Source organism: Serratia sp. 2723 (assembly GCF_050434425.1).
Taxonomy (GTDB): domain Bacteria; phylum Pseudomonadota; class Gammaproteobacteria; order Enterobacterales; family Enterobacteriaceae; genus Chania.
Genome location: NZ_JBNDIN010000015.1, coordinates 1 through 18,900, shown reverse-complemented (window position 1 = coordinate 18,900; position 18,900 = coordinate 1). Strand labels below are relative to the sequence as shown.

Annotated in this window: 21 protein-coding genes, 1 tRNA gene and 1 pseudogene; 8 read left to right on the top strand and 15 right to left on the bottom strand. The window is 53.5% G+C overall.

The features are described from left to right. The first annotated feature begins 72 nt into the window (after positions 1–72). A complete protein-coding gene (gene rmf, locus ABIE29_RS19545; RefSeq protein WP_071784464.1) occupies positions 73–240 on the top strand; it encodes a ribosome modulation factor in 168 nt (55 codons plus the stop codon). Between the two features lie 77 nt (positions 241–317). On the opposite strand, the gene fabF is transcribed toward rmf, so the two are convergent. From fabF to ABIE29_RS19525, 4 genes are all read right to left on the bottom strand, one after another. Then, on the bottom strand, positions 318–1,592 hold the full coding sequence (gene fabF, locus ABIE29_RS19540) for a beta-ketoacyl-ACP synthase II (protein ID WP_429620471.1): 1,275 nt from the start codon (positions 1,590–1,592) through the stop codon (positions 318–320). Beyond that, positions 1,589–2,113, bottom strand: coding sequence for a winged helix-turn-helix transcriptional regulator (locus ABIE29_RS19535; RefSeq protein WP_429620469.1), 525 nt, complete (start codon positions 2,111–2,113; stop codon positions 1,589–1,591). Before ABIE29_RS19535 ends, fabF begins: the two co-directional genes overlap by 4 nt. Positions 2,114–2,224: 111 nt before the next feature. Further along, the gene (gene fabA / locus ABIE29_RS19530; RefSeq protein WP_024485665.1) at positions 2,225–2,743 is read right to left on the bottom strand and encodes a bifunctional 3-hydroxydecanoyl-ACP dehydratase/trans-2-decenoyl-ACP isomerase; all 519 of its coding nucleotides are present in this window, start codon (positions 2,741–2,743) and stop codon (positions 2,225–2,227) included. A 68-nt stretch (positions 2,744–2,811) separates the two neighbouring features. Further along, positions 2,812–4,560, bottom strand: a complete 1,749-nt coding sequence (locus tag ABIE29_RS19525; protein WP_429620466.1) for an AAA family ATPase — start codon at positions 4,558–4,560, stop codon at positions 2,812–2,814. Between the two features lie 208 nt (positions 4,561–4,768). On the opposite strand from ABIE29_RS19525, the gene matP reads away from it, so the two are divergent. Then, positions 4,769–5,227, top strand: coding sequence for a macrodomain Ter protein MatP (gene matP / locus ABIE29_RS19520; protein ID WP_429620464.1), 459 nt, complete (start codon positions 4,769–4,771; stop codon positions 5,225–5,227). 64 nt (positions 5,228–5,291) lie between these two features. On the opposite strand, the gene ompA is transcribed toward matP, so the two are convergent. Both ompA and sulA read right to left on the bottom strand, forming a co-directional pair. Beyond that, positions 5,292–6,350 carry a porin OmpA gene (ompA, locus tag ABIE29_RS19515; protein WP_429620462.1) on the bottom strand — a complete coding sequence of 353 codons (1,059 nt, stop codon included), beginning with the start codon at positions 6,348–6,350 and terminating at the stop codon, positions 5,292–5,294. 359 nt (positions 6,351–6,709) lie between these two features. Beyond that, positions 6,710–7,216 (bottom strand): SOS-induced cell division inhibitor SulA, encoded by a 507-nt coding sequence (gene sulA, locus ABIE29_RS19510; RefSeq protein WP_429620460.1) that lies wholly within the window; start codon positions 7,214–7,216, stop codon positions 6,710–6,712. Between the two features lie 231 nt (positions 7,217–7,447). Here sulA and ABIE29_RS19505 point away from each other — a divergent pair, with 231 nt between their 5' ends. Beyond that, the gene (locus ABIE29_RS19505; protein WP_429620457.1) at positions 7,448–8,104 is read left to right on the top strand and encodes a TfoX/Sxy family DNA transformation protein; all 657 of its coding nucleotides are present in this window, start codon (positions 7,448–7,450) and stop codon (positions 8,102–8,104) included. Between the two features lie 4 nt (positions 8,105–8,108). Here the strand turns inward: ABIE29_RS19505 and yccS are convergent, their stop codons facing one another. Then, on the bottom strand, positions 8,109–10,244 hold the full coding sequence (yccS, locus tag ABIE29_RS19500; protein ID WP_429620455.1) for a YccS family putative transporter: 2,136 nt from the start codon (positions 10,242–10,244) through the stop codon (positions 8,109–8,111). Between the two features lie 34 nt (positions 10,245–10,278). Next, a complete protein-coding gene (locus ABIE29_RS19495) occupies positions 10,279–10,722 on the bottom strand; it encodes a YccF domain-containing protein (protein ID WP_024485658.1) in 444 nt (147 codons plus the stop codon). 204 nt (positions 10,723–10,926) lie between these two features. On the opposite strand from ABIE29_RS19495, the gene helD reads away from it, so the two are divergent. Further along, on the top strand, positions 10,927–12,981 hold the full coding sequence (gene helD, locus ABIE29_RS19490; protein WP_429620453.1) for a DNA helicase IV: 2,055 nt from the start codon (positions 10,927–10,929) through the stop codon (positions 12,979–12,981). 35 nt (positions 12,982–13,016) lie between these two features. Here helD and ABIE29_RS19485 read toward each other — a convergent pair whose 3' ends face one another. Together ABIE29_RS19485 and ABIE29_RS19480 are read right to left on the bottom strand one after the other, a co-directional pair. Continuing rightward, the gene (locus ABIE29_RS19485) at positions 13,017–13,475 is read right to left on the bottom strand and encodes a methylglyoxal synthase (protein WP_429620451.1); all 459 of its coding nucleotides are present in this window, start codon (positions 13,473–13,475) and stop codon (positions 13,017–13,019) included. A 127-nt stretch (positions 13,476–13,602) separates the two neighbouring features. Beyond that, positions 13,603–14,262, bottom strand: a complete 660-nt coding sequence (locus ABIE29_RS19480; RefSeq protein WP_429620449.1) for a DUF2057 family protein — start codon at positions 14,260–14,262, stop codon at positions 13,603–13,605. 241 nt (positions 14,263–14,503) lie between these two features. Between ABIE29_RS19480 and ABIE29_RS19475 the strand changes: the two genes are divergently transcribed. After that, positions 14,504–14,917, top strand: coding sequence for a CoA-binding protein (locus ABIE29_RS19475; RefSeq protein WP_429620447.1), 414 nt, complete (start codon positions 14,504–14,506; stop codon positions 14,915–14,917). Positions 14,918–15,036: 119 nt separating this feature from the next. On the opposite strand, the gene hspQ is transcribed toward ABIE29_RS19475, so the two are convergent. Further along, on the bottom strand, positions 15,037–15,354 hold the full coding sequence (hspQ, locus tag ABIE29_RS19470; protein ID WP_429620445.1) for a heat shock protein HspQ: 318 nt from the start codon (positions 15,352–15,354) through the stop codon (positions 15,037–15,039). 61 nt (positions 15,355–15,415) lie between these two features. After that, a complete protein-coding gene (rlmI, locus tag ABIE29_RS19465) occupies positions 15,416–16,606 on the bottom strand; it encodes a 23S rRNA (cytosine(1962)-C(5))-methyltransferase RlmI (RefSeq protein WP_429620443.1) in 1,191 nt (396 codons plus the stop codon). Between the two features lie 93 nt (positions 16,607–16,699). On the opposite strand from rlmI, the gene yccX reads away from it, so the two are divergent. Next, the gene (yccX, locus tag ABIE29_RS19460) at positions 16,700–16,978 is read left to right on the top strand and encodes an acylphosphatase (RefSeq protein ID WP_429620441.1); all 279 of its coding nucleotides are present in this window, start codon (positions 16,700–16,702) and stop codon (positions 16,976–16,978) included. 7 nt (positions 16,979–16,985) lie between these two features. Here the strand turns inward: yccX and tusE are convergent, their stop codons facing one another. Then, on the bottom strand, positions 16,986–17,315 hold the full coding sequence (tusE, locus tag ABIE29_RS19455; RefSeq protein WP_024485653.1) for a sulfurtransferase TusE: 330 nt from the start codon (positions 17,313–17,315) through the stop codon (positions 16,986–16,988). Between the two features lie 115 nt (positions 17,316–17,430). Then, on the bottom strand, positions 17,431–18,090 hold the full coding sequence (yccA, locus tag ABIE29_RS19450; protein WP_021181987.1) for an FtsH protease modulator YccA: 660 nt from the start codon (positions 18,088–18,090) through the stop codon (positions 17,431–17,433). Between the two features lie 228 nt (positions 18,091–18,318). Here yccA and ABIE29_RS19445 point away from each other — a divergent pair. Continuing rightward, a tRNA-Ser gene (locus ABIE29_RS19445) sits at positions 18,319–18,406 on the top strand. A 123-nt stretch (positions 18,407–18,529) separates the two neighbouring features. On the opposite strand, the pseudogene ABIE29_RS19440 reads toward ABIE29_RS19445, so the two are convergent. Further along, positions 18,530–18,631 (bottom strand): annotated as a pseudogene (locus ABIE29_RS19440) (glutathione transferase GstA); the annotation flags it as partial. A 129-nt stretch (positions 18,632–18,760) separates the two neighbouring features. On the opposite strand from ABIE29_RS19440, the gene ABIE29_RS19435 reads away from it, so the two are divergent. Continuing rightward, positions 18,761–18,900 (top strand): PAAR domain-containing protein (locus ABIE29_RS19435; RefSeq protein WP_429619448.1); only part of this gene is annotated, 140 nt, incomplete at its 3' end.

The window sequence follows — 18,900 nt, the reverse complement described above, 5'->3', positions numbered from 1 at the left end:
TTCCTTAAAGGTGGCTGTATTTCTTGCGGCCATTGTTTTCTTTCCACAAAGTAACAACGAGGGAAATGAGGCATGAAGAGACAGAAAAGAGATCGTCTGGAACGAGCTGAATCACGTGGTTACCAAGCAGGTATTGCAGGGCGTTCAAGGGAACTTTGTCCCTACCAATCTTTAGACGCCCGGGCTAACTGGCTGGGAGGGTGGCGACAAGCCATGGAGGACAGGGCTGTGACCGCTTAAGCGGCTCTCTGTCATGAATTAAGGAACGACCTCCGCCTAAACAAGCGGAGGTTTTCGTTTTAAGCTTAAGCGTTTGATTATCCTTGCCAGCGTTTTAGCAAAATACTCGCGTTGACTCCCCCAAAACCAAATCCGTTCGACAAGGCATAGGTGATCGCCATAGGTTCTGCCCTATTGGCCACCAGATGCAAACCTGCTGCGGCGGGATCAGGGTTATCCAGATTCAAGGTGGCCGGGGCGATTTGATCGCGCAGCGCCAGAGCGGTGAAAATGGTTTCCAGGCCGCCTGCGGCACCCAGCAGATGGCCGGTGGCCGATTTGGTGGAGGTGATGGCGATATGTCCATCGGTGCCGAACAGGTGTTTGATGGCGTTGATTTCGCCCAGGTCGCCAACCGGGGTTGAGGTGGCGTGCGCGTTCAGATGCTGAACCTGATCGGGCGTGATGCCGGCCTGTTTCAGCGCAATCTTCATTGCCCGATAAGCACCGTCGCCATCTTCGGCCCCGGAAGTCATATGGTAGGCATCCGCACTGGTGCCGTAACCGACAATTTCCGCTAATGGCTTGGCACCACGTGCCAACGCATGTTCCAACGTCTCGATCACCAACATCCCTGCACCTTCCCCCATCACAAAGCCGTCACGGGCGCTGTCGAATGGGCGTGACGCTTTGGTTGCGGCATCCGCAGGAGCGGTAGACATGGCCCTGGCTGCGGCAAAGCCCCCCAGGCTGACGGTATCGATCGCCGCTTCCGTTCCGCCACATAAGGCAATATCGGCTTCATCGTTGCGGATCATTCGCACCGCATCGCCAATGGCCTGTACCCCCGCCGCGCAGGCGGTGACCGGTGCGCCAATCGGCCCCTTGAATTGATGCTTGATGGAGACATGACCGGCGGCCAGGTTAACCAAAAATGAGGGAATGGTGAAAGGAGAGAGGCGTTTTGCTCCGCGGCTATCCGTGGTGCGCACCGCATGGGCGATAGCGGGGAAGCCGCCAATGCCGGATGCGATCACGGTGGCCGTCCGTTCCTGTTTCTCCTCGCTATCGGCGTGCCAGCCAGACTGCTTGATGGCTTCGTCAGCGGCGGCCATGGCGAGCAGAATAAAACGATCCATTTTCTTTTGGTCTTTTGGTGCCACACTCAGGTCTGGATCAAATCCGGCAGCGGCATCCTGCTCCAGCGTGGGGACCTGGCCACCAATCTTGACCTGTAAATCTGCCACTATCTGTTCTGGCAGCGGGCTGATGCCCGATTGGCCAGCCAGCAGGCGTTGCCAGATCGGCTCTACGCCGCAACCTAGAGGAGAGACGGCCCCCATACCGGTGATAACTATACGACGACTGCTCATGGTGACTCCTTGGATGATTCGCTAAGTAAGGCGTAGTGATGCTGCATCAGAGAAGCACGGCGCGACATGGCCTCTCCAGCCGCAGGACCTGCCGCCAATGTGATGTGCTGTAGGGCGATAGGCTGCTGGGTTAGCGCATCGATTAATTGAGGCTGTATCGGTTGGCCGCTGCGCCGATCGACCAGTTCTGCGCTGTGCACCCCTTCGGTCAGATGAGTATTGCCCCATTGGAACAGCGTCACCAATACCGGGAAGAAATCCTTACCGCGCTCGGTGAGCAGATATTGGTAGCGTACCGGGCGAGTCTGGTAGCGTTGCTTATACAGAATGCCGCTTTCCACCAGAAATTTAAGCCGGCGGGTCAGCAGTGTGGGGGATAGCCCCAGGCTTTGCTGAAACTCGTCAAATTTGCTCAGGCCATGAAAGGCATCGCGCAGGATCAGGATGCTCCACCATTCCCCCACGCGCCCCAACGAACGGGCGATTGGGCAGGGGGTCGTTGCAAAACTGGTTTTTTTCATACAGCCCTCTTGGTGAATACATTTATTGTAGTCACTGGGCGGCGATTAAACGACCAGCTCAGTAATAATACAGGGGAAATAAACGGCGACCGAGTGGGTCGCCGCAGGGCATTAGAACGCTGCTGCGTCCTTGAACAGGCCCACTTTCAGATCGCTGGCGGTATAGATCACTTTGCCGTCGCACAGCACTTCGCCATCGGCCACGCCCATGATCAGCTTGCGGATAATCACGCGTTTGAAGTTGATGCGGTAGGTAACCTTTTTGGCGGTTGGCAGCACCTGACCGGTGAACTTCACTTCGCCGACGCCCAGCGCACGGCCTTTACCTTCGCCGCCCATCCAGCCGAGGTAGAACCCTACCAATTGCCACATGGCATCCAGGCCCAGGCAGCCTGGCATCACCGGATCGCCAATAAAGTGGCAATCGAAGAACCACAGGTCCGGATTGATATCGAGCTCAGCCTCTACGTAGCCCTTATTGTGGCTACCACCGTCTTCGGTCATCTTGACCACGCGGTCCATCATTAACATGTTGCCTGATGGCAACGGTGGGCCACCGGCGCCAAACAGTTCGCCACGGCCCGATGCTTCGAGATCTTGTTTTGTATAGGATTCGCGTTTATCTACCATGTTCTCAGTAAACCTTATTTTGATGAAGGACGCAGATTAACTTACACGTGTACGCTGAACAAGTCCGATCAGCCACGGCTGAACCAGTTAAGCCAGCGCAATGGCCACGGCAACGGACGCCGTTCTGGCAACATGGCCTGTGCAATCCGTTCCTGGATGGCGGCCAGTAGGTTAGGTTGCTGTTCATCGGTGAATGGATAGCCGGTCAATAACGGTAAGGCTTCCGCAACGCTATCTACCGCCCACAGATGGAATTGCCCCTCACGTACCGCCTCGACGACGTCTGGGCGCAGGCAGAGGTGCCGTACGTTGCTGGCTGGCAGGATCACGCCCTGTTTACCTGTCAGGCCGCGGCGCAGACAGACCTCGAAGAAACCTTCGATTTTTTCGTTTGCGCCACCGATCGGTTGCACATTACCAAATTGGTCAACGGAACCGGTCACGGCGATTTGCTGAGTGATCGGTTGCTGTGACAATGCGCTGATCAGGGCGCAGAGTTCGGCCAGCGAGGCGCTGTCACCGTCAACTTCGCCGTAGGATTGCTCAAAGACTATCGAGGCGGAGAAGGGGAGCTGTTGATCGAGATCCAGTTCGGAGATCAGGAACGCCTGCATGATCATCATGCCTTTGGCATGCAGATTGCCCCCCAGCTCGGCCTTGCGCTCCACATCGGTGAATTCGCCATCGCCCAGATGGACCACACAGCTGATGCGCGAAGGCTCGCCAAAGCTGCGCGGATGCCCTGGATAATCCAGCACCGACAGACCGTTAATCTGACCAATCACTTCACCTTCGGTTTCGATCATGATCTGGCCCAGCTCAATCTCGTCCTGCATGCGTTCTGCGAGATAGCTTTCACGCCATTCGCGAGCATTCAGCGCTGCTTCTAACGCTTTAGCTGTGATCTGCTCGGCTTCGGCATACAGAGCGGCCTCAGAAAGCTGCTGGCTGACCCACAGTGGCGATAGCGGTAGGTTACCCTGGTCACCGGTATGGCGCACCGCCTGGACCATCAGAGGCTGCCAGGCGTCGGCTGCCAGCGGTGGTAATTGCTGCTCGGCGACCACGCTATTGATATAGCCACACCATTGCACCATATCGTCTGGCTCGGTGAGTTGCAGGTCGTCTTCATATTCACCGTAGACGGCCTGCCCGCAGACTTCAGGCTCCATATCGTGGAAATCAGCCAGACCATGGCGATCGCCCACCACAATCAGACGTAACTCCAGCGGCATGGGGGGGATGGAAAGCGGCAGCGGACGGGTTTCATCTGGCGTCAGCCACTGGAACTGGCGCTGGGTAATCATCTGCTTGAGACGCAGCCACAATAGCGGCTGTGCCAGTAGGCTACGTGCCGACAGGATCAGCACGCCGCCGTTGGCCTGATGGACCAGGCCCGGCTGCAAGGTGATCGCACCATTGTGCATTCTGACGCAGCCAAATAACTGTTCTGGCTCAACCCATTCCTGGTAAACGCAAGCACCGCCGGCGGCAAAAGGTTCATCGCCGCGCATGGCATTTTTAAGGCTGACGGTGTCGCCTTCAATCACGTAGTGACTGCCTTTAACGGTATTCTGCGGTTGCAGCTCTTCTGCCGCTCGGGCGATCAACGCCAGATACTCACGTGTTTCCTGTGCTTTCAACAGCATAAAACGTGGCAGAGACAGCGGATGCAAAAACAGCGTCAGCGCATTCTCCAAACGGGGCTGGATTGCAGAAAAGGCCACGGGTGCCAATTGAGCAGCGGAATCGAAAATCGCCTGATAAGGCGTAGCGGCAGGCAACAGAGATTGCCATTCAAGTCGGTTATTGGTCAAAGTGTTAGATGCAATCGTCAAAAAGGGAAAGCGCGATTATACAAGAATAACGGCAGCTTGATACATCCAGAGTCATTGTTGAGCACCGGAGTTTGACATTGCACTAATTTTGTGCAAAAAACAGTCAAAAACGGCAGGTAATTGCTGAGGAAAAGTTGGCTAAAGCTGTTATGCTTATTAAAGTTACACGGTCACAGCAGAGTTCACGATGAAATATCAGCAACTGGAAAATCTGGAGAGCGGTTGGAAATGGAAGTACCTGGTGAAAAAGCACCGGGAAGGTGAGGCGATCACCCGCTACATTGAAAACAGCCTTGCTCAGGAGGTCATTGACGAACTGCTGAAGCTGGAAAATGACCCGGTAAAAGTGCTGGCGTGGATCGATGAGCACATGAATCCGACGCTGGATAACCGGATGAAACAAACCATCCGTGCTCGGCGTAAGCGTCATTTTAACTCAGAACATCAGCATACGCGCAAGAAATCGATCGATCTGGAGTTCCTGGTATGGCAACGTTTGGCTGCCTTGGCACATCGCCGTGGTGTCACCCTGTCGGAAACCGTCGTACAGCTGATCGAAGATGCCGAGCGCAAAGAGAAGTATGCCACCCAGATGTCATCACTGAAACAGGACCTACAGGCGATCCTGGGTAAGGATGATAAATAATCTATCTAAGGTACAGGCCAAAAAAAACCCCGCAATGCGGGGTTTTTTACTAAGAAGCGCTTACTTAGCCCTGAGGCTGAGAAACAACTTCTTTGATACCTTTAACTTCGATCTCTACGCGACGATCTGGAGCCAGACATGCGATCTGAGCTGCAGTTGCGCGGCCTGAACGGTAGCCACAGGTGTCACCAGTGATTGGGTTAGCTTTACCCATGCCACGTGCAGAGATCTTGTCTGAAGGGATACCTTTAGACACGAGGTAATCCACAACGCTTTGTGCACGTTGCTCAGACAGGCGCAGGTTATATTGTGCTGAACCTACTGCATCAGTGAAGCCCAGAACGACAACAGAACCGTCTTTCGGATCCAGTGAGCTCAGTTGGGTGTACAGCTGATCCAGAGCTTGCTGGCCTTCTGGCTTCAGGGTCGCTTTGTTGAACGCGAACAGAACGTCAGAAGTCAGAGTGAACTTCTTGGTCTCAACAACTGGAGCTGGAGCCGGAGCTGGAGCTACTACTGGAGCAGCAACTTCCTGGCCAAAGCGGTAGGAAACACCTACGCTCAGCATGCCGTTGTCTGGACGTGCGCCAACGGTACCTGCGTCACCGATGTTGTTAACCCACTGGTAGTCCAGGCGGGTAGCCCAGTCACGGTTCAGTGCATATTCAACACCCACTGCTGCCAGTGGAGAAACGCCAGTGTCATGGTTGCCATTGCTAGAGCCAGCACCATCACTGTCTGCACGCCATACCATACCGCCCAGACGGGTGTAGATGTCCAGATCGTTAACGATTGGGTAGCTCAGTTTAGCTGCCAGCTGAACGCCTTGAGCTTTGAAAGAACCGGTGTTAGCGCCGGTATATTTCATACGACCTAACCAGTCGTAGCCCATTTCGAAGCCCAGGTATTGGTTTGCCTGATAGCCAACGAACGCACCAGCACCAATCTGGTCTTTACGTGCGTCGTTATCAACGGTGTAACCGTTACCGTAGAAACCGGTGTCATGGAACTGGGACCAACCCAGTTTAGCACCAGTGTACCAAGTGTCGTCTTTTGGTGCGGCTTGCGCTACTGTAGCGAAACCTGCCAGTGCCACTGCTAATGCGATAGCTGTCTTTTTCATTTTGCGCCTCGTTATCATCCAAATAGGCAATGAGCTTTAAAGCTGCTTTAAGCCCTTGGTTTAAATTCCTTCGCCAAGGTTTGAGCCCTCGTTTGTTACTCTGCCAGTTTTTCTGGCGTTATAGAGCAACCTTGGCGATGTAAAGTCTACAACGTGGCGCGAAAGTTACAAGTGTGATGTGATAAAGCTCTAAAAAAAAACATGGAATTAGACATATCCTCTAACATCTTGGGGCGCTAAACGAGACTTTTTTTCACTTGGAAGGTGACGCCGAACCGCAGCCAACCTCGCTTTTCGCCTGATCTCTCTGCGATTGCCAGGCCAAGCGAAAAAAGTGATGGGAAAACTCCTAAATTTACTTAATGATACAAAGAAGAGTGAATTTTTAAGGTTGAATAGTGTCTGTCGGCAGCAACGATGTCACGTTGAGGTCGCATAATGAACCCATAGGCATTGCCCAGTTCTGCCGCTCGACTGAGCCTTAGACGATCCTCTTGTGTCAATTCCGGTAACCAGCCTAGCACCACACTGTAATTTCCTGTCAGTAAAGCCTTCTCCATGGCGTCTACGGTAGCCAGTGGATTGATCTGATTAAGCTGTACGACCTTATCAACCGGCAGGCTGGCCTGTTGCAGCCAGGTTTTGCTCAGTTTCTGCTGCGGGGTCAACCACAGTAACCAACGTGATTGCCTGCCCAACTGCTGCAATAAAGGCACCAATAACTGGGCTACGGCGGGTTGCCGCTCATTGTAAACAAGCTCACTGATTAGGCCATTTTCGTTGCCCTGTTGCACAGGGTTCACCGCTTGCTCCGCAGGCATTGAGGATTGGCTAAAATGAGGTTGATAAAGTGATTGAGTACGCATGTCGTCTCCCGCCCGTAGTGTTACTGTATGTATGTACAGTATAGCCATCGAAACAGAAGATCAACCCAAATTTTCGTAACGCTTCGCATAATTGGGATTATTTTTTATACGCCTTGAATTTATGATTGGCACGGCTGGGGATAATGCGTATTTTTTTTAATTAGTTGTTCCGGTTACGTTTATTCCAACTAAAAAATTCCTAATGGTTGTGCCTTATATAAGGAGAGGTAAATGAATGGAGGATCGCTAAGGAGGATCGAACAGGCGAAAGCCTGCTTTGCCGCCCTGGGAAATATTGCCATACGCTCGCAGTTTGGCGGCTATGGCCTGCTGGCGGACGGCACAATGTTTGCGGTCATTACCGAAGGTGAGCTGTATTTACGAGCAACAGAAAGCCTGGAAAGCGCATTCCGTGAGCGTGGCATGGTGAATATGACCTATTTAAAGCGTGGGGTCCCCATGGTCATGCGCTATTACTGGGTGAATGAAGAACTTTGGCGGCAGCGTCGCGAACTGTGTACGCTTGCCTGGCAGGCTCTCTGTGAGACGCGTAAAGAGATTAAGGTGAAAAAACGCTGCAATGGCAGATTGAAAGATTTACCGAATATTGATGCCACATTAGAGCGCCAGCTGTGGCGAGCAGGCATATGCAATATTTATGATTTTCGCCTGTTGGGGGCCAGAGAGAGCTTTCTGAAGCTACTGCAACAGCAAAAAAATCTGGGCATGAAAGTGCTGATGTCACTGGCGGGGGCCATGGCGGGCTACCATCATGCCGCCTTGCCCCATCTGCAAAGGGAAGCGTTGACCGAATGGTTCGAAAATAACGTGCTCTTTCCCTGCTTTGAGCCGCGGCCAGAAGACCGCGCCTGCGGCTCACATCCTTGAACTATCAACCGGCTTGAGTAATTTGCGTATTAAGTACCGTCAGCTCTGGTAGCAACTCGAGCACCAGACCAATTTGCTGCAACACCAGCTGTTCTTTGCTTTCCGGCTCCGGAACCAGCGCAGTAATACGCTCGGAGAGGGCCTCCAGTGCCTGCGTGATACGCTGCTGATCATGAGCGTCGTGGTGTAATGCGCCATCAACATAGCAAACCGCATCGTTGAGCAAGTCCAGCACGGCGGCACTTTCCAGGCGCTCACGGTGGGCACCCAGGGCGGAAATATAGCTCAACAAGGTATGGTTAAGGCACAGCAGGCGGAATGCCGCTTCCTGAATGGTTTTATCGGCTTTAGGGTCGGCAGACATGTTAGAGATCACCGACGCCAACTCGGCATCGCTATTATGGGCATCGCGGCGGGCAATACGATAAGGCAGACCGTTATCCTTGCCCTGATGGTACTGCACCAGAATGGCATCCAGATAGCGGCAGTCGGCATTCAGTGTCTTACGCACCATGGCCGGTAACTGACGGAACTTCCAGTCTGGCCAGATAAAACTCACCGCAGCCCAGGCGATGGCACAACCCAGCAGGGTATCGTAGACGCGCGGGGCAGCCACTTCGAACCCTTCGCCCAGCAGGTTAAAGCATAGCAAGACCAACAGGGTGATAAACATCGTGGCGTGGGCATATTGCACGGTTCGAAAGGCGAAGAACAACACTCCAGAGATAACGATCAGGATGAGTTGCCCTTCCAGCGAAGGCACAAAATACAGGATCGGCAGGCCGATCAAAATGCCCGCCAGAGTGCCGACAATTCGTAATGCCAAGCGCCTGCGGGTGGCGTTGTAGTTTGGCTGGCAGACAAACAGGCTGGTCAGCAGGATCCAATAACCGTGCTGCATCCCGGTCAGTTGAATAAACGCATAACCCACGCACAGCACCACGGACATACGGATGGCGTGGCGGAATAGGGCTGACTGTGGTGTCAGGTGGCGGCTGATACGCAAGCGAATATCGCTCCAGCCGGTGAGCCGGTCGTCTGACAGACTGTTTTCCTCGGTCTGGCCACTCGCCAAGGACTGTTCAGACTCGATATTGGCCAACTGGGCGTCAATTGCCCGTAAATTCTTCAGCAGGTGGGATAGCGCTCTGGTCAGTTCACGATTTTCTGGAGTAACGGTAATCCGGGTCAGCGCCTCTTCCAAGCGCGAAAAAGCGGGCTCAAAACGCGGGTTATGCAGATATTTCTGCCGTAGCAGTATCGACTGCGCCAGTTGCTGGCAGGCTCGAGCCTGCTTGGCCAACAGCCGCTGGAAGCGGAACAGAATATCGCTGTGGCGAAACTGTTGGCTTAGAGCCTGATACTGTACGTGAGAAGAACTGGCACGTTCATGGATATCCTGCGCAACAAAATAGTAGTGCAGTGTTCTGCGGGTGCCGCGCTGGCCACGATCGCCTTTCAAGCGGGTCAGCAGTGAAGCCTTGGTCAGGTTTAGCGTGGTGACCAGCGTGCTGTTGGCCATCGCCACATCCACCCAGGGCAAATCGGCGTCCGATTCGGCATCTGGATCGAACAGGTTGGCCTTGGCATCCAGATAGTTGGCCAACTGTTCATAGCAGCGGGCCAGGTTTTCCTGCAGGGGCTTGATAGGGAATAGCAGATGACCGATCAGCGTCAGCAAGTTGTACCACACGGCACCGATAATCAGCAGAGCAGGTTGCTGGTACCAGGTGTCGTACATGGAGGTACCAAGCATGGTGTAGGCGGCGATCAGTAAGGCACCGAAGGCGATAGTGGCGTAACGCTGCCCTAATGCCCCCAGCAGGATAAAGCCGCAGGTTGAGGTCGTGAGCCCGAGGGCAAACAGCCAGGGGTAAGGAAACAGCAGTTCAATCGAGGTTGAGGCCACAAAAAAGCAAACTAGCGTAATGAGCAGATTTCGCAATCTTCCTGCTAGCCGGTCATCCAGGTCCGTTAGCGCGGCAGCAACGACCCCCAGCGTTAACGGTATGGTCAGTTTAGGGACCCCCAACCACCACGGCACCGCAGAGGCCCCGGCCAGAGCGATAAAAATACGCAGGTTATAAAGCAGGTTGCTGTTATAGGTATAACGCCGAATTTTGGGTGCAAAAGAGAGCACAACAAGCTCCTAAATGGGAGAAAAGTTAACGCGATTAAAAGCGGCGGCGGGCGTTCTCGATCCGCGCCTGTTGGGCCACCTCAACGGGAACGACACGGCGGCCGACCGGCCATAGGGCGATAGCGGCTATCTTGAAATTGGCGATGCCTACCGGAATACCAATAATGGTGATGCACTGGGCGATACCCGCAATAATGTGTGACAGGCACAGCCACCAGCCGAACAGGACCAGCCAGACGATATTCAGCAAAGAACCGCCAGCAGCCAGCAGGGCATTGCTTTTCTCTGGGTATAATTCATCGACATGGATCGCTTCGTTGCCAAATGGCAGCAAGGAGATTTTAGTAATTTCCCAGCAGGAACGGGTCAATGGCAGGGTGAAAATCAGCACGACGCTGAAGAAGGTGGCGATCAGCCAGCCAAGCGTGGTGAAAAAACCACCCAATACGAAATTAAGAACGTTCAATACAGTACGCATAGTCGTCATTCTGCTCTAATGATGGCCAAACGGCACGGGGGAAGTATTCATCAGCATAACGCAAAAACTATTCTACCCTTTTTTTAACGCTAGAGTGCCATTGCTTAACGCGGGTAAACTGGCGGCAACCTTACCCAACGGATTTCAAGTGCCTGCAGCTTGAAAGACGGCGGGTATATCTCAACATGATTATGGCGTGGGTATATGGAACTAAAGTCGACATCGCTGGGCAAACACCTGGCACAGCATCCTTACAACCGCGTACGGTTGTTGCATGCCGGCGTCGAGGTGAGTGGCGAGAAGCATGAATACCTGATCCCGTTCAATCAGTTGATCCAGGTGCGTTGTAAACGCGGGATCGTTTGGGGGGAGCTTGAGTTCGAGTTGCCGGATGAAAAGGTTGTGCGCCTACACGGTACCGAATGGCAGGAAACCCAGCGCTTTTACCACTATCTGCAGCAGTCCTGGCAGCAGTGGAGCCTCGAGATGAGTGAAGTGAGCGCCGAGGTATTGCAACAGCAGGTCGAGTATATCCACCAAATAGAGCAACGGGACAAGTGGTTCAAGCGCGCCGAATTGAGCAACTTGCAGCAGCAGATCCGCCAGTCGTTTGGCGCTTTGCCAATGCCGGTGGCGCGGCTGGATGAGTTTGAAAACTGCCGAGAAAGTTATCACCTGTGCCAGCAGTGGCTCAAGTCTGGCCTGCGCAGTGTGGCGCAACGTAATCAAAGGTGGTGCGACCGGATGCTGGAAACCCACCAGGATTTCTTCCAGACCGTTGAAACGTCACCGTTGAATGAATCGCAAAGCCGGGCCGTGGTGAACGGCGAGGATGCCGTGCTGGTTCTTGCAGGGGCTGGCAGTGGCAAGACCTCGGTGCTAGTGGCGCGGGCGGGTTGGCTGTTACTGCGTCAGGAGGCCGAACCTGAACAGATCCTGTTGCTGGCATTTGGGCGCAAAGCTGCCGAAGAGATGAACGAACGCATTCAGGAACGCTTGGGCAGCGTGGCGATCCAGGCGAAAACGTTTCATGCGCTGGCGCTGCAGATTATTCAGCAAGGAAGCCGCAAAGCGCCAGCGATCAGCAAGCTGGAAAGCGACAGTAAAGCGCGCCGGAGGCTGCTAATCACCCACTGGCAACAGCAGTGCAGCGAGAAGAAAGCACAGGCCAAAGGTTGGCGGCAATGGTTAACGGAAGAGCTGGAGTGGGAATTGCCTGAGGGCGACTTCTGGCATGATCAGCGTCTGGCTGAGCGTTTGAGTGGGCGTCTGGAGCGCTGGCTTGGCTTGATGCGCACCCACGGAGGTAGCCAGGCAGAAATGATAGAGCAGGCCGACGAAGAGATCCGCGATCTGTTCAGCAAACGCATTCGCCTGATGGCACCGTTGCTGAAAGCGTGGAAAACCGCGCTGAAGGATGAGGGAGCGGTCGACTTTGCCGGGCTGATCCATCAAGCCGTTAATCTGTTGGAAAAGGGGCGTTTTATCAGCCCATGGAAGCATATTCTGGTGGACGAGTTCCAGGATATCTCACCGCAGCGTGCGCAACTGCTGGCTGCACTGCGCAAGCAAAACAAGCAGACCAGCCTGTTTGCCGTCGGCGATGATTGGCAGGCGATTTACCGTTTCAGCGGGGCAGAACTGTCGCTGACCACCGCCTTTGCCGAGAATTTTGGCGTAGGCGATCAGTGTGCGCTGGATACCACCTACCGCTTTAACGATCGGATCGGTGAAGTGGCCAACGGCTTTATACAGCAAAACCCGCACCAGTTGAAAAAGCCGCTCAATAGCCTGAGCAAGGGCAATAAGAAGTCAGTGGTTATCCTGCCGCAGGAGCAGTTGGAAGCGTTGCTGGACAAGTTAAGTGGCTATGCGAAGCCGCAAGAAAGGATCTTGGTGCTGGCCCGTTACCATCATCTCAAGCCGGAGGTGTTGCAAAAGGCGGTGACGCGTTGGCCGAAGCTGAACCTCGAGTTTATGACCATTCATGCCAGCAAAGGCCAACAGGCCGACTACGTGATCATTGCCGGGCTGTATGAAGGCAAGGATGGATTCCCGGCGGAGGCCCGTGAGTCTGTGCTTGAAGAGGTATTATTGCCTCAGCCAGAGAATTTCCCGGATGCGGAGGAACGGCGTTTGCTCTATGTCGCCCTCACGCGGGCCAGGCACCAGGTCTGGTTATTACAAGATCGTGAACGCCCGTCGGTATTTATCGAGCAGTTGCAAGAGATTGGCGTGCCGTTGCAGAGAAAACCGTAAACCACAGGCCTGGCAACTTCACCAGGCCTTGGGCATTATTTCAGGCGTTCGGCGAGGTATTTTTCGTAATCAGGAATAGCAATCGTCACTTCGCTCTTGAATAGCGAGGAGTCGATAAGGAAATCAGCGGTGGAGCGGTTGGTCGCCACTGGGATGTTCCAGACCGTGGCCAGGCGCAGCAAGGCTTTGACATCGGGATCGTGGGGTACGGCGTTTAGCGGGTCCCAGAAGAAGATCAGCATATCAATCTTGCCTTCGGCGATCATTGCACCCACTTGCTGATCGCCGCCCATTGGGCCACTCAGCATGCTCTGCACCGGGATACCACTGGCCCGCTGGATCAAATTGCCGGTGGTGCCCGTGGCATACAGCTGATGTTGGGCAAGTATTTTCTTATTGTCTTCAACCCATTTCAGCAAGGCCTGCTTGCGATGGTCGTGAGCAACGAGCGCAATATGCTTGCGTGCTGCGATGGTGCGGGTGGTTTGTTCCATGGCGCTATCCTCGGAAAATCGAATGACTCGCCACAGATTACTGAAAGCGTATTTCACTGCCTAGTGTTAACGCGGAAAATTGCGAACAAAACCCGCCTTTATGGGATAAAGGCGGGGTAGTCAGCATTTAACGGTTGCGAGATTGGCCAACCCAGGCGACAAACCGTTTTTGCGTATCGAGATCGGCGCGCAGTAACCAGTATTGCAGTATTTTCTCGGCAACGTTGTCGCCGTTCAGGGGGGTAACCTCTGGGCTACCCGATGCCGCTGCGATCACACTGGCACGCAGATTTGCTAACGCCGGAACGGAGGCCTGGCGGTTTTGAGCGTTGTAATCGGCAACGATCTTTTCCAGGTCATTCCCCTTGGGCGAGGTTGTTAGCGGTAATACATCGTGTCTGATTGCCAACGGCTTGCCGTGGTTACCCAGAATTTTATAATTCGGCGCTTTATCAAACCGTTGGGCATCCTGTTCATTCTCGATACGAGGTAGCTCAATGGTGACGGCGCTGACGTTTTGACTGTTGAACACCACAATCTGTGCGGGTGAAGTGTAAAGCATCTGAGATCGTGGTGCCTTACGTACGGATTTGGTGACTTTGAACAACAATTGATGCTGCCCGCCATTTAATTCCAGACTATCGGCTCCTTTTAACAACGAGCCCGTCATTTGCTTGCCGTCCACCATCATAAGCTCGATGTCCGGGGAAAGCTTCAGGGTCGTAGCTGCGGCCGAAACGCTTAGTGACATTCCAAGCAGCCCCGCAACCACCAGACCAAATTTCATTGTTACTTCCTTTTCGTGGAACAGGATGACTAGTGTTGGATACGCCACTAGTTATGTCAAATCTTTTCAAAATGCCGTTTGGTTTACATTTACACATATTTTGATGGCATTTGAAATATTATGTTGGGTCAAACCGGCCTGCGAGCAGTATAGCCGCAGACTGATAACCAGTTTTAACCGATGTTGGTGTTTCGGTTACACTGATGAAAGGGCTTTTCCGGCAAAAAATCAGGAGCGAAAAATGCAAGACCTAGCAATTGCAGAGGTACTGAAGCAGGTCAAAACCATTGCGTTGGTGGGGGCCAGTGATAAACCGGCTCGAGCCAGCTATGGCGTAATGGCTTATTTATTGGCGCAAGGTTATCAGGTCATTCCGGTGAGTCCGAAGCTGGCCGGGCAGACTCTACTTGGGCAGGAGGTTTATGCCACATTGGGGGCCATTCCTCACCCTGTCGATATGGTGGATGTATTTCGTAACTCGGAGGCGGCGTATGGGGTGGCACAGGAGGCCATTGCAATAGGTGCCAAGGTGCTGTGGTTGCAAATCGGGGTGATCAACGAACAGGCGGAGGCATTGGCCAAACAGGCCGGGTTAACGGTGATTATGGATCGCTGCCCGAAGATTGAGATCCCGCGCCTGGGGCTGGCACGCTGATTAAGTGAAAACGCCAGGATTGGCCCTGGCGTTTGAGACTGCGGTAGACTTCAACCCGTTATGCTACGTGGGTGGCGGCATGCTGAACCCGCTCGGCGTCGGTTTCTCAGGCTCGACGTTTAGTTACGCAGCCGGGGGGCCTGCAACTGGCTGCGAATGGATTCTGCCAGCTCATCCAGAGAAGGCTGTTCAGGGTGCGCATCCTGTGCTTCCCCCGCCAACTGTGCTTCGGCCAGATAAGTGTGGACCGGCTGGCCTTCATCGTCTTCCATCACCACGTGATACCACGGGGCGAGGCGCAACTCGTCGTTGGCTGCAATCTCGTCTGCTTTTGGCTGCTCCAGAGAGTATTCTGGATCGACATCAATCACCACCCCCAAATACCCCAACAGCCGGTGACGAACCTGCTGACCGATACCGAATTTGCTGGCTATCATATGACCTCCTGAGAAACAATGCATTGAACTCTATATGAGGACAAAAACAGCGCATTTCAAGTTACATCACCCGGCACGCAAACCCTTTCAGATACAAGCCTTCAGGATAAGTCGCAATCACCGGGTGATCGGCAGCCTGTCGGAACTGCTCTATAAATTGTACATCACGCCCGGCATCTACAGCAGCATCGGCCAAAATTTTCTGGAACAAATCGGTCGGCATCAAGCCAGAGCAAGAGAAGCTGAGCAGAATACCGCCAGGGTTCAGCAACTGGAAGGCTAACATATTGATGTCTTTATAACCGCGACAGGCGCTGGCCAACTGATTTTTGTTTTCGACAAACTTCGGTGGGTCCATGATGATCAGATCGAATTTTTCACCCTGCGTACGGTAATTGCGCAGCAGTTGGAATACGTCATCACGTACAAACTCGGCCTTGCTCAAATCCAACTGGTTCAGTTCGACGTTCTGCTTGGCGATGTCCAGCGCGGCCTGCGACGTATCTACGCTAATGACCTGCTCGCACCCGCCCATCAAGGCAGACACTGCGAAAGCGCCGGTGTACGAGAAGCAGTTGAGCACGCGACGGCCTGCGGAATAGTTACGCGCGGCCAACCGGCTGTCACGTTGATCGAGATAAAAACCGGTCTTGTGGCCTTGTTGAATGTCCACCAGCAGTTTCATACCATGCTCGGTGATCGGCAGCAGGGCCGGGGGCAGATCGCCCAGCACCGGGCCTTGGGTGAGTGGCAAGCCCTCTTTCTTTCGTACGGCAACGTCTGAACGATCGTAGATCGCACAGTCTGGATAACAGTGCTGGAGAGCAGAAAGCAGCGGGGCGCGCTGATATTCGGCACCGGCGGAAAGTAACTGTAAAACCAGGAAGTTCTGGAAGCGATCGATAGTGATCCCCGGCATACCGTCAGATTCACCGGCGATCAGGCGATAACCGTCCAACCCGTCACGCTTTGCGACCCAATCACGCCAGCTCTGTGCCTGTTGCAAGCGGCTGATAAAGAAAGCGATATCAATCTCTTCGTCCTGCTTGAAGGTCCAGACGCGTGCGCGAATTTGCGATTCTGGTGAATAGGCACCGCGTGCCAGCCATTTGCCCTGGCTGTCATGGATATCGATGGTTTCGCCGGACTGGGCTTTACCTTCGACACGGAGAACAGCGCCAGAGAAAATCCACGGATGGCGACGGAGTAAGGACTTTTCACGTCCTTTGGCAAGGATCAAGCGTGCGGTCATAATTAAGTATGCTGCCAGATAGAGAAAAAAGAGTGACACACTCTGGGCATCAGCGCAGAGAATGCCTGTAATGAAATCGATCAGGAGCCGATTATGACACAAGTTTGTATTGCCGCGTATGTCTATGGTGTGGTGCAGGGGGTCGGTTTTCGCTATAACACCCAACACCAAGCTACCGCGTTGGGGATAACCGGTTATGCGCGTAATCTGGATGATGGCAGCGTGGAAGTGCTGGCCTGTGGCGAACAACAGGCCGTTGACCAACTGATGGCGTGGCTGAAAAGCGGCGGCCCACGCAGCGCTCGCGTTGACCGCGTGCTGGTGGAACCGCGTGGAGTTGCCGAATATAAAGGCTTCAGTATTCGCTATTAACCGGTGGTTAGATACACTTCACCGGCTTTGGCAACCCGGCGATCTTGGTGGCCTGTTTGGCCGGGCCTTTCGGGAACAGGCGATACAGGTAGCGGCTGCTGCCTTTCTCTTCGCCGTATTTTTGCGCCATCGCCTTTACCAGCATGCGAATGGCCGGTGAGGTATTAAATTCCTGATAGAAGCTACGCACAAAGCGTACGACTTCCCAATGCGCTTCGCTCAGTTCAATCTCTTCCTGTGCCGCTAACAGTGGGGCCAGCCCTTCGTGCCAGTCGGCGCTGTTTTTCAGGTAGCCCTGGGCGTCAGTTTCTATCGTCTGACCTTCAAACTCCAACATACAGCCTCGGTGATCGGTAATTCATTGCGGGCCACAGTCTAGCAAACTTTTGCTCCGGCAAAAATAAAGCCCCGCATTGCGGGGCTCTGGCTCTGGTCAAAACAAAAGCGCTGTATCAGTTGCTGCGGGCGAAGCCCAGAATGCTCAGCAGGCTGATAAACATGTTGTACAGCGAAACATACAGGCTGACGGTGGCACGGATATAGTTGGTTTCACCGCCATGAATGATGTTGCTGGTTTCCCACAGCATGGCACCGGCAGAGAACAGAATAAACAGTGCGCTAATGGCCAGGTGCAGGGCAGGGATCTGCAGGAACAGATTAGCGATAACCGCTACCAGCAGCACCACGAAGCCCGCCATCATCATGCCAGACAGGAACGACATGTCTTTACGGGTGGTCAGCACATAAGCCGAACAGCAGAAGAACACCACTGCGGTACCGCCGAGCGCCAGCATGATCAAATCACCCGCGCCAGCGTTCAGGAACGAACTCAGGATCGGGCCAAGGGCATAACCCATAAAACCGGTGAAGGCGAAGGCTGCCAGAATACCGGCAGGGCTATTGGCCAGCTTATGGGTCAGGAACATCAAACCATAAAAGCCGACCAGCATTAACAGCAGCCCAGGAGCCGGCAAGCCCAGCATGGTGCTGGCGGTTGCGGTCAGTGCTGAAAAGGCCAGCGTTAACGACAGCAGAAAATAGGTGTTACGCAGGACTTTATGCGTGCTTAGCAAAGAGTCGCGCGAGGAGGATGAGACGACAATGCGGTCCATATGATCTCTCTTATCAGGTCATCACAAAATTGATTATGATGATACTGCAGTGCAAGCCATTGATTAAAGATTGTTTACCATTCTTTACCCTACGTGACTACTGGGGTATTGCTGAACCCTGATTGCTGATTTCTTCATCGGTTAGATTGCAGATGCCGTTTTTTCGTTCGGTTGAACGGTTTCAGGCTTTACAACGGGATCGGCTGTGTTTATAGTTCGCTGCATTACGGAGGGGTGGCCGAGTGGCTGAAGGCAACGGTCTTGAAAACCGTCGACGGGAAACCGTTCCAGAGTTCGAATCTCTGCTCCTCCGCCATATCCTGACCCCCAAGCTTATAATAAGCTTGGGGGTTTTTGTTTTCGATGTTTCTCGGTATGCCATTAGATGTTGACTGTAGTTACTCTTGATTGCCTTGAGTTGGAGGCGTTCGCTATTCACTAGCTTCTCACGAAAAATCGCTCTAACTTCTTCGGGTAGTTTGGTGTTGAACAGCAAAGCCGAGCCAGCGTGTATTTCACTGGTGATAAAGTTCAACCATTCCAGATTAATGCTAAAAGATTCACCGTATCCCACACCGCTCACATATTCATTAATAGCCATTATCTTTCTGCTTCTTTCAATTCAAAACATCCTGTAATCTGATAAGAAAATACTAACTATGGTGGGCGTATGGCAGGGAAGGCCGTGATTTTACAAGGCGACAAAACCTCTCACGGTGGGGTCGTGTTACAGGGATCTTCAGTGATGCAGTTCTGCGGGACGAACGTAGCGCTGGTAGGGCATTTGGTTTCCTGTCCGCAATGCAAAGG

Coding starts and splice junctions, on each gene's coding strand:
- rmf (WP_071784464.1), top strand. CDS start 73: ATGAAGAGACAGAAAAGAGATCGTCTGGAACGAGCTGAATCACGTGGT.
- fabF (WP_429620471.1), bottom strand. CDS start 1,592: ATGAGCAGTCGTCGTATAGTTATCACCGGTATGGGGGCCGTCTCTCCT.
- ABIE29_RS19535 (WP_429620469.1), bottom strand. CDS start 2,113: ATGAAAAAAACCAGTTTTGCAACGACCCCCTGCCCAATCGCCCGTTCG.
- fabA (WP_024485665.1), bottom strand. CDS start 2,743: ATGGTAGATAAACGCGAATCCTATACAAAACAAGATCTCGAAGCATCG.
- matP (WP_429620464.1), top strand. CDS start 4,769: ATGAAATATCAGCAACTGGAAAATCTGGAGAGCGGTTGGAAATGGAAG.
- ompA (WP_429620462.1), bottom strand. CDS start 6,350: ATGAAAAAGACAGCTATCGCATTAGCAGTGGCACTGGCAGGTTTCGCT.
- sulA (WP_429620460.1), bottom strand. CDS start 7,216: ATGCGTACTCAATCACTTTATCAACCTCATTTTAGCCAATCCTCAATG.
- ABIE29_RS19505 (WP_429620457.1), top strand. CDS start 7,448: ATGAATGGAGGATCGCTAAGGAGGATCGAACAGGCGAAAGCCTGCTTT.
- ABIE29_RS19495 (WP_024485658.1), bottom strand. CDS start 10,722: ATGCGTACTGTATTGAACGTTCTTAATTTCGTATTGGGTGGTTTTTTC.
- helD (WP_429620453.1), top strand. CDS start 10,927: ATGGAACTAAAGTCGACATCGCTGGGCAAACACCTGGCACAGCATCCT.
- ABIE29_RS19485 (WP_429620451.1), bottom strand. CDS start 13,475: ATGGAACAAACCACCCGCACCATCGCAGCACGCAAGCATATTGCGCTC.
- ABIE29_RS19480 (WP_429620449.1), bottom strand. CDS start 14,262: ATGAAATTTGGTCTGGTGGTTGCGGGGCTGCTTGGAATGTCACTAAGC.
- ABIE29_RS19475 (WP_429620447.1), top strand. CDS start 14,504: ATGCAAGACCTAGCAATTGCAGAGGTACTGAAGCAGGTCAAAACCATT.
- hspQ (WP_429620445.1), bottom strand. CDS start 15,354: ATGATAGCCAGCAAATTCGGTATCGGTCAGCAGGTTCGTCACCGGCTG.
- rlmI (WP_429620443.1), bottom strand. CDS start 16,606: ATGACCGCACGCTTGATCCTTGCCAAAGGACGTGAAAAGTCCTTACTC.
- yccX (WP_429620441.1), top strand. CDS start 16,700: ATGACACAAGTTTGTATTGCCGCGTATGTCTATGGTGTGGTGCAGGGG.
- tusE (WP_024485653.1), bottom strand. CDS start 17,315: ATGTTGGAGTTTGAAGGTCAGACGATAGAAACTGACGCCCAGGGCTAC.
- yccA (WP_021181987.1), bottom strand. CDS start 18,090: ATGGACCGCATTGTCGTCTCATCCTCCTCGCGCGACTCTTTGCTAAGC.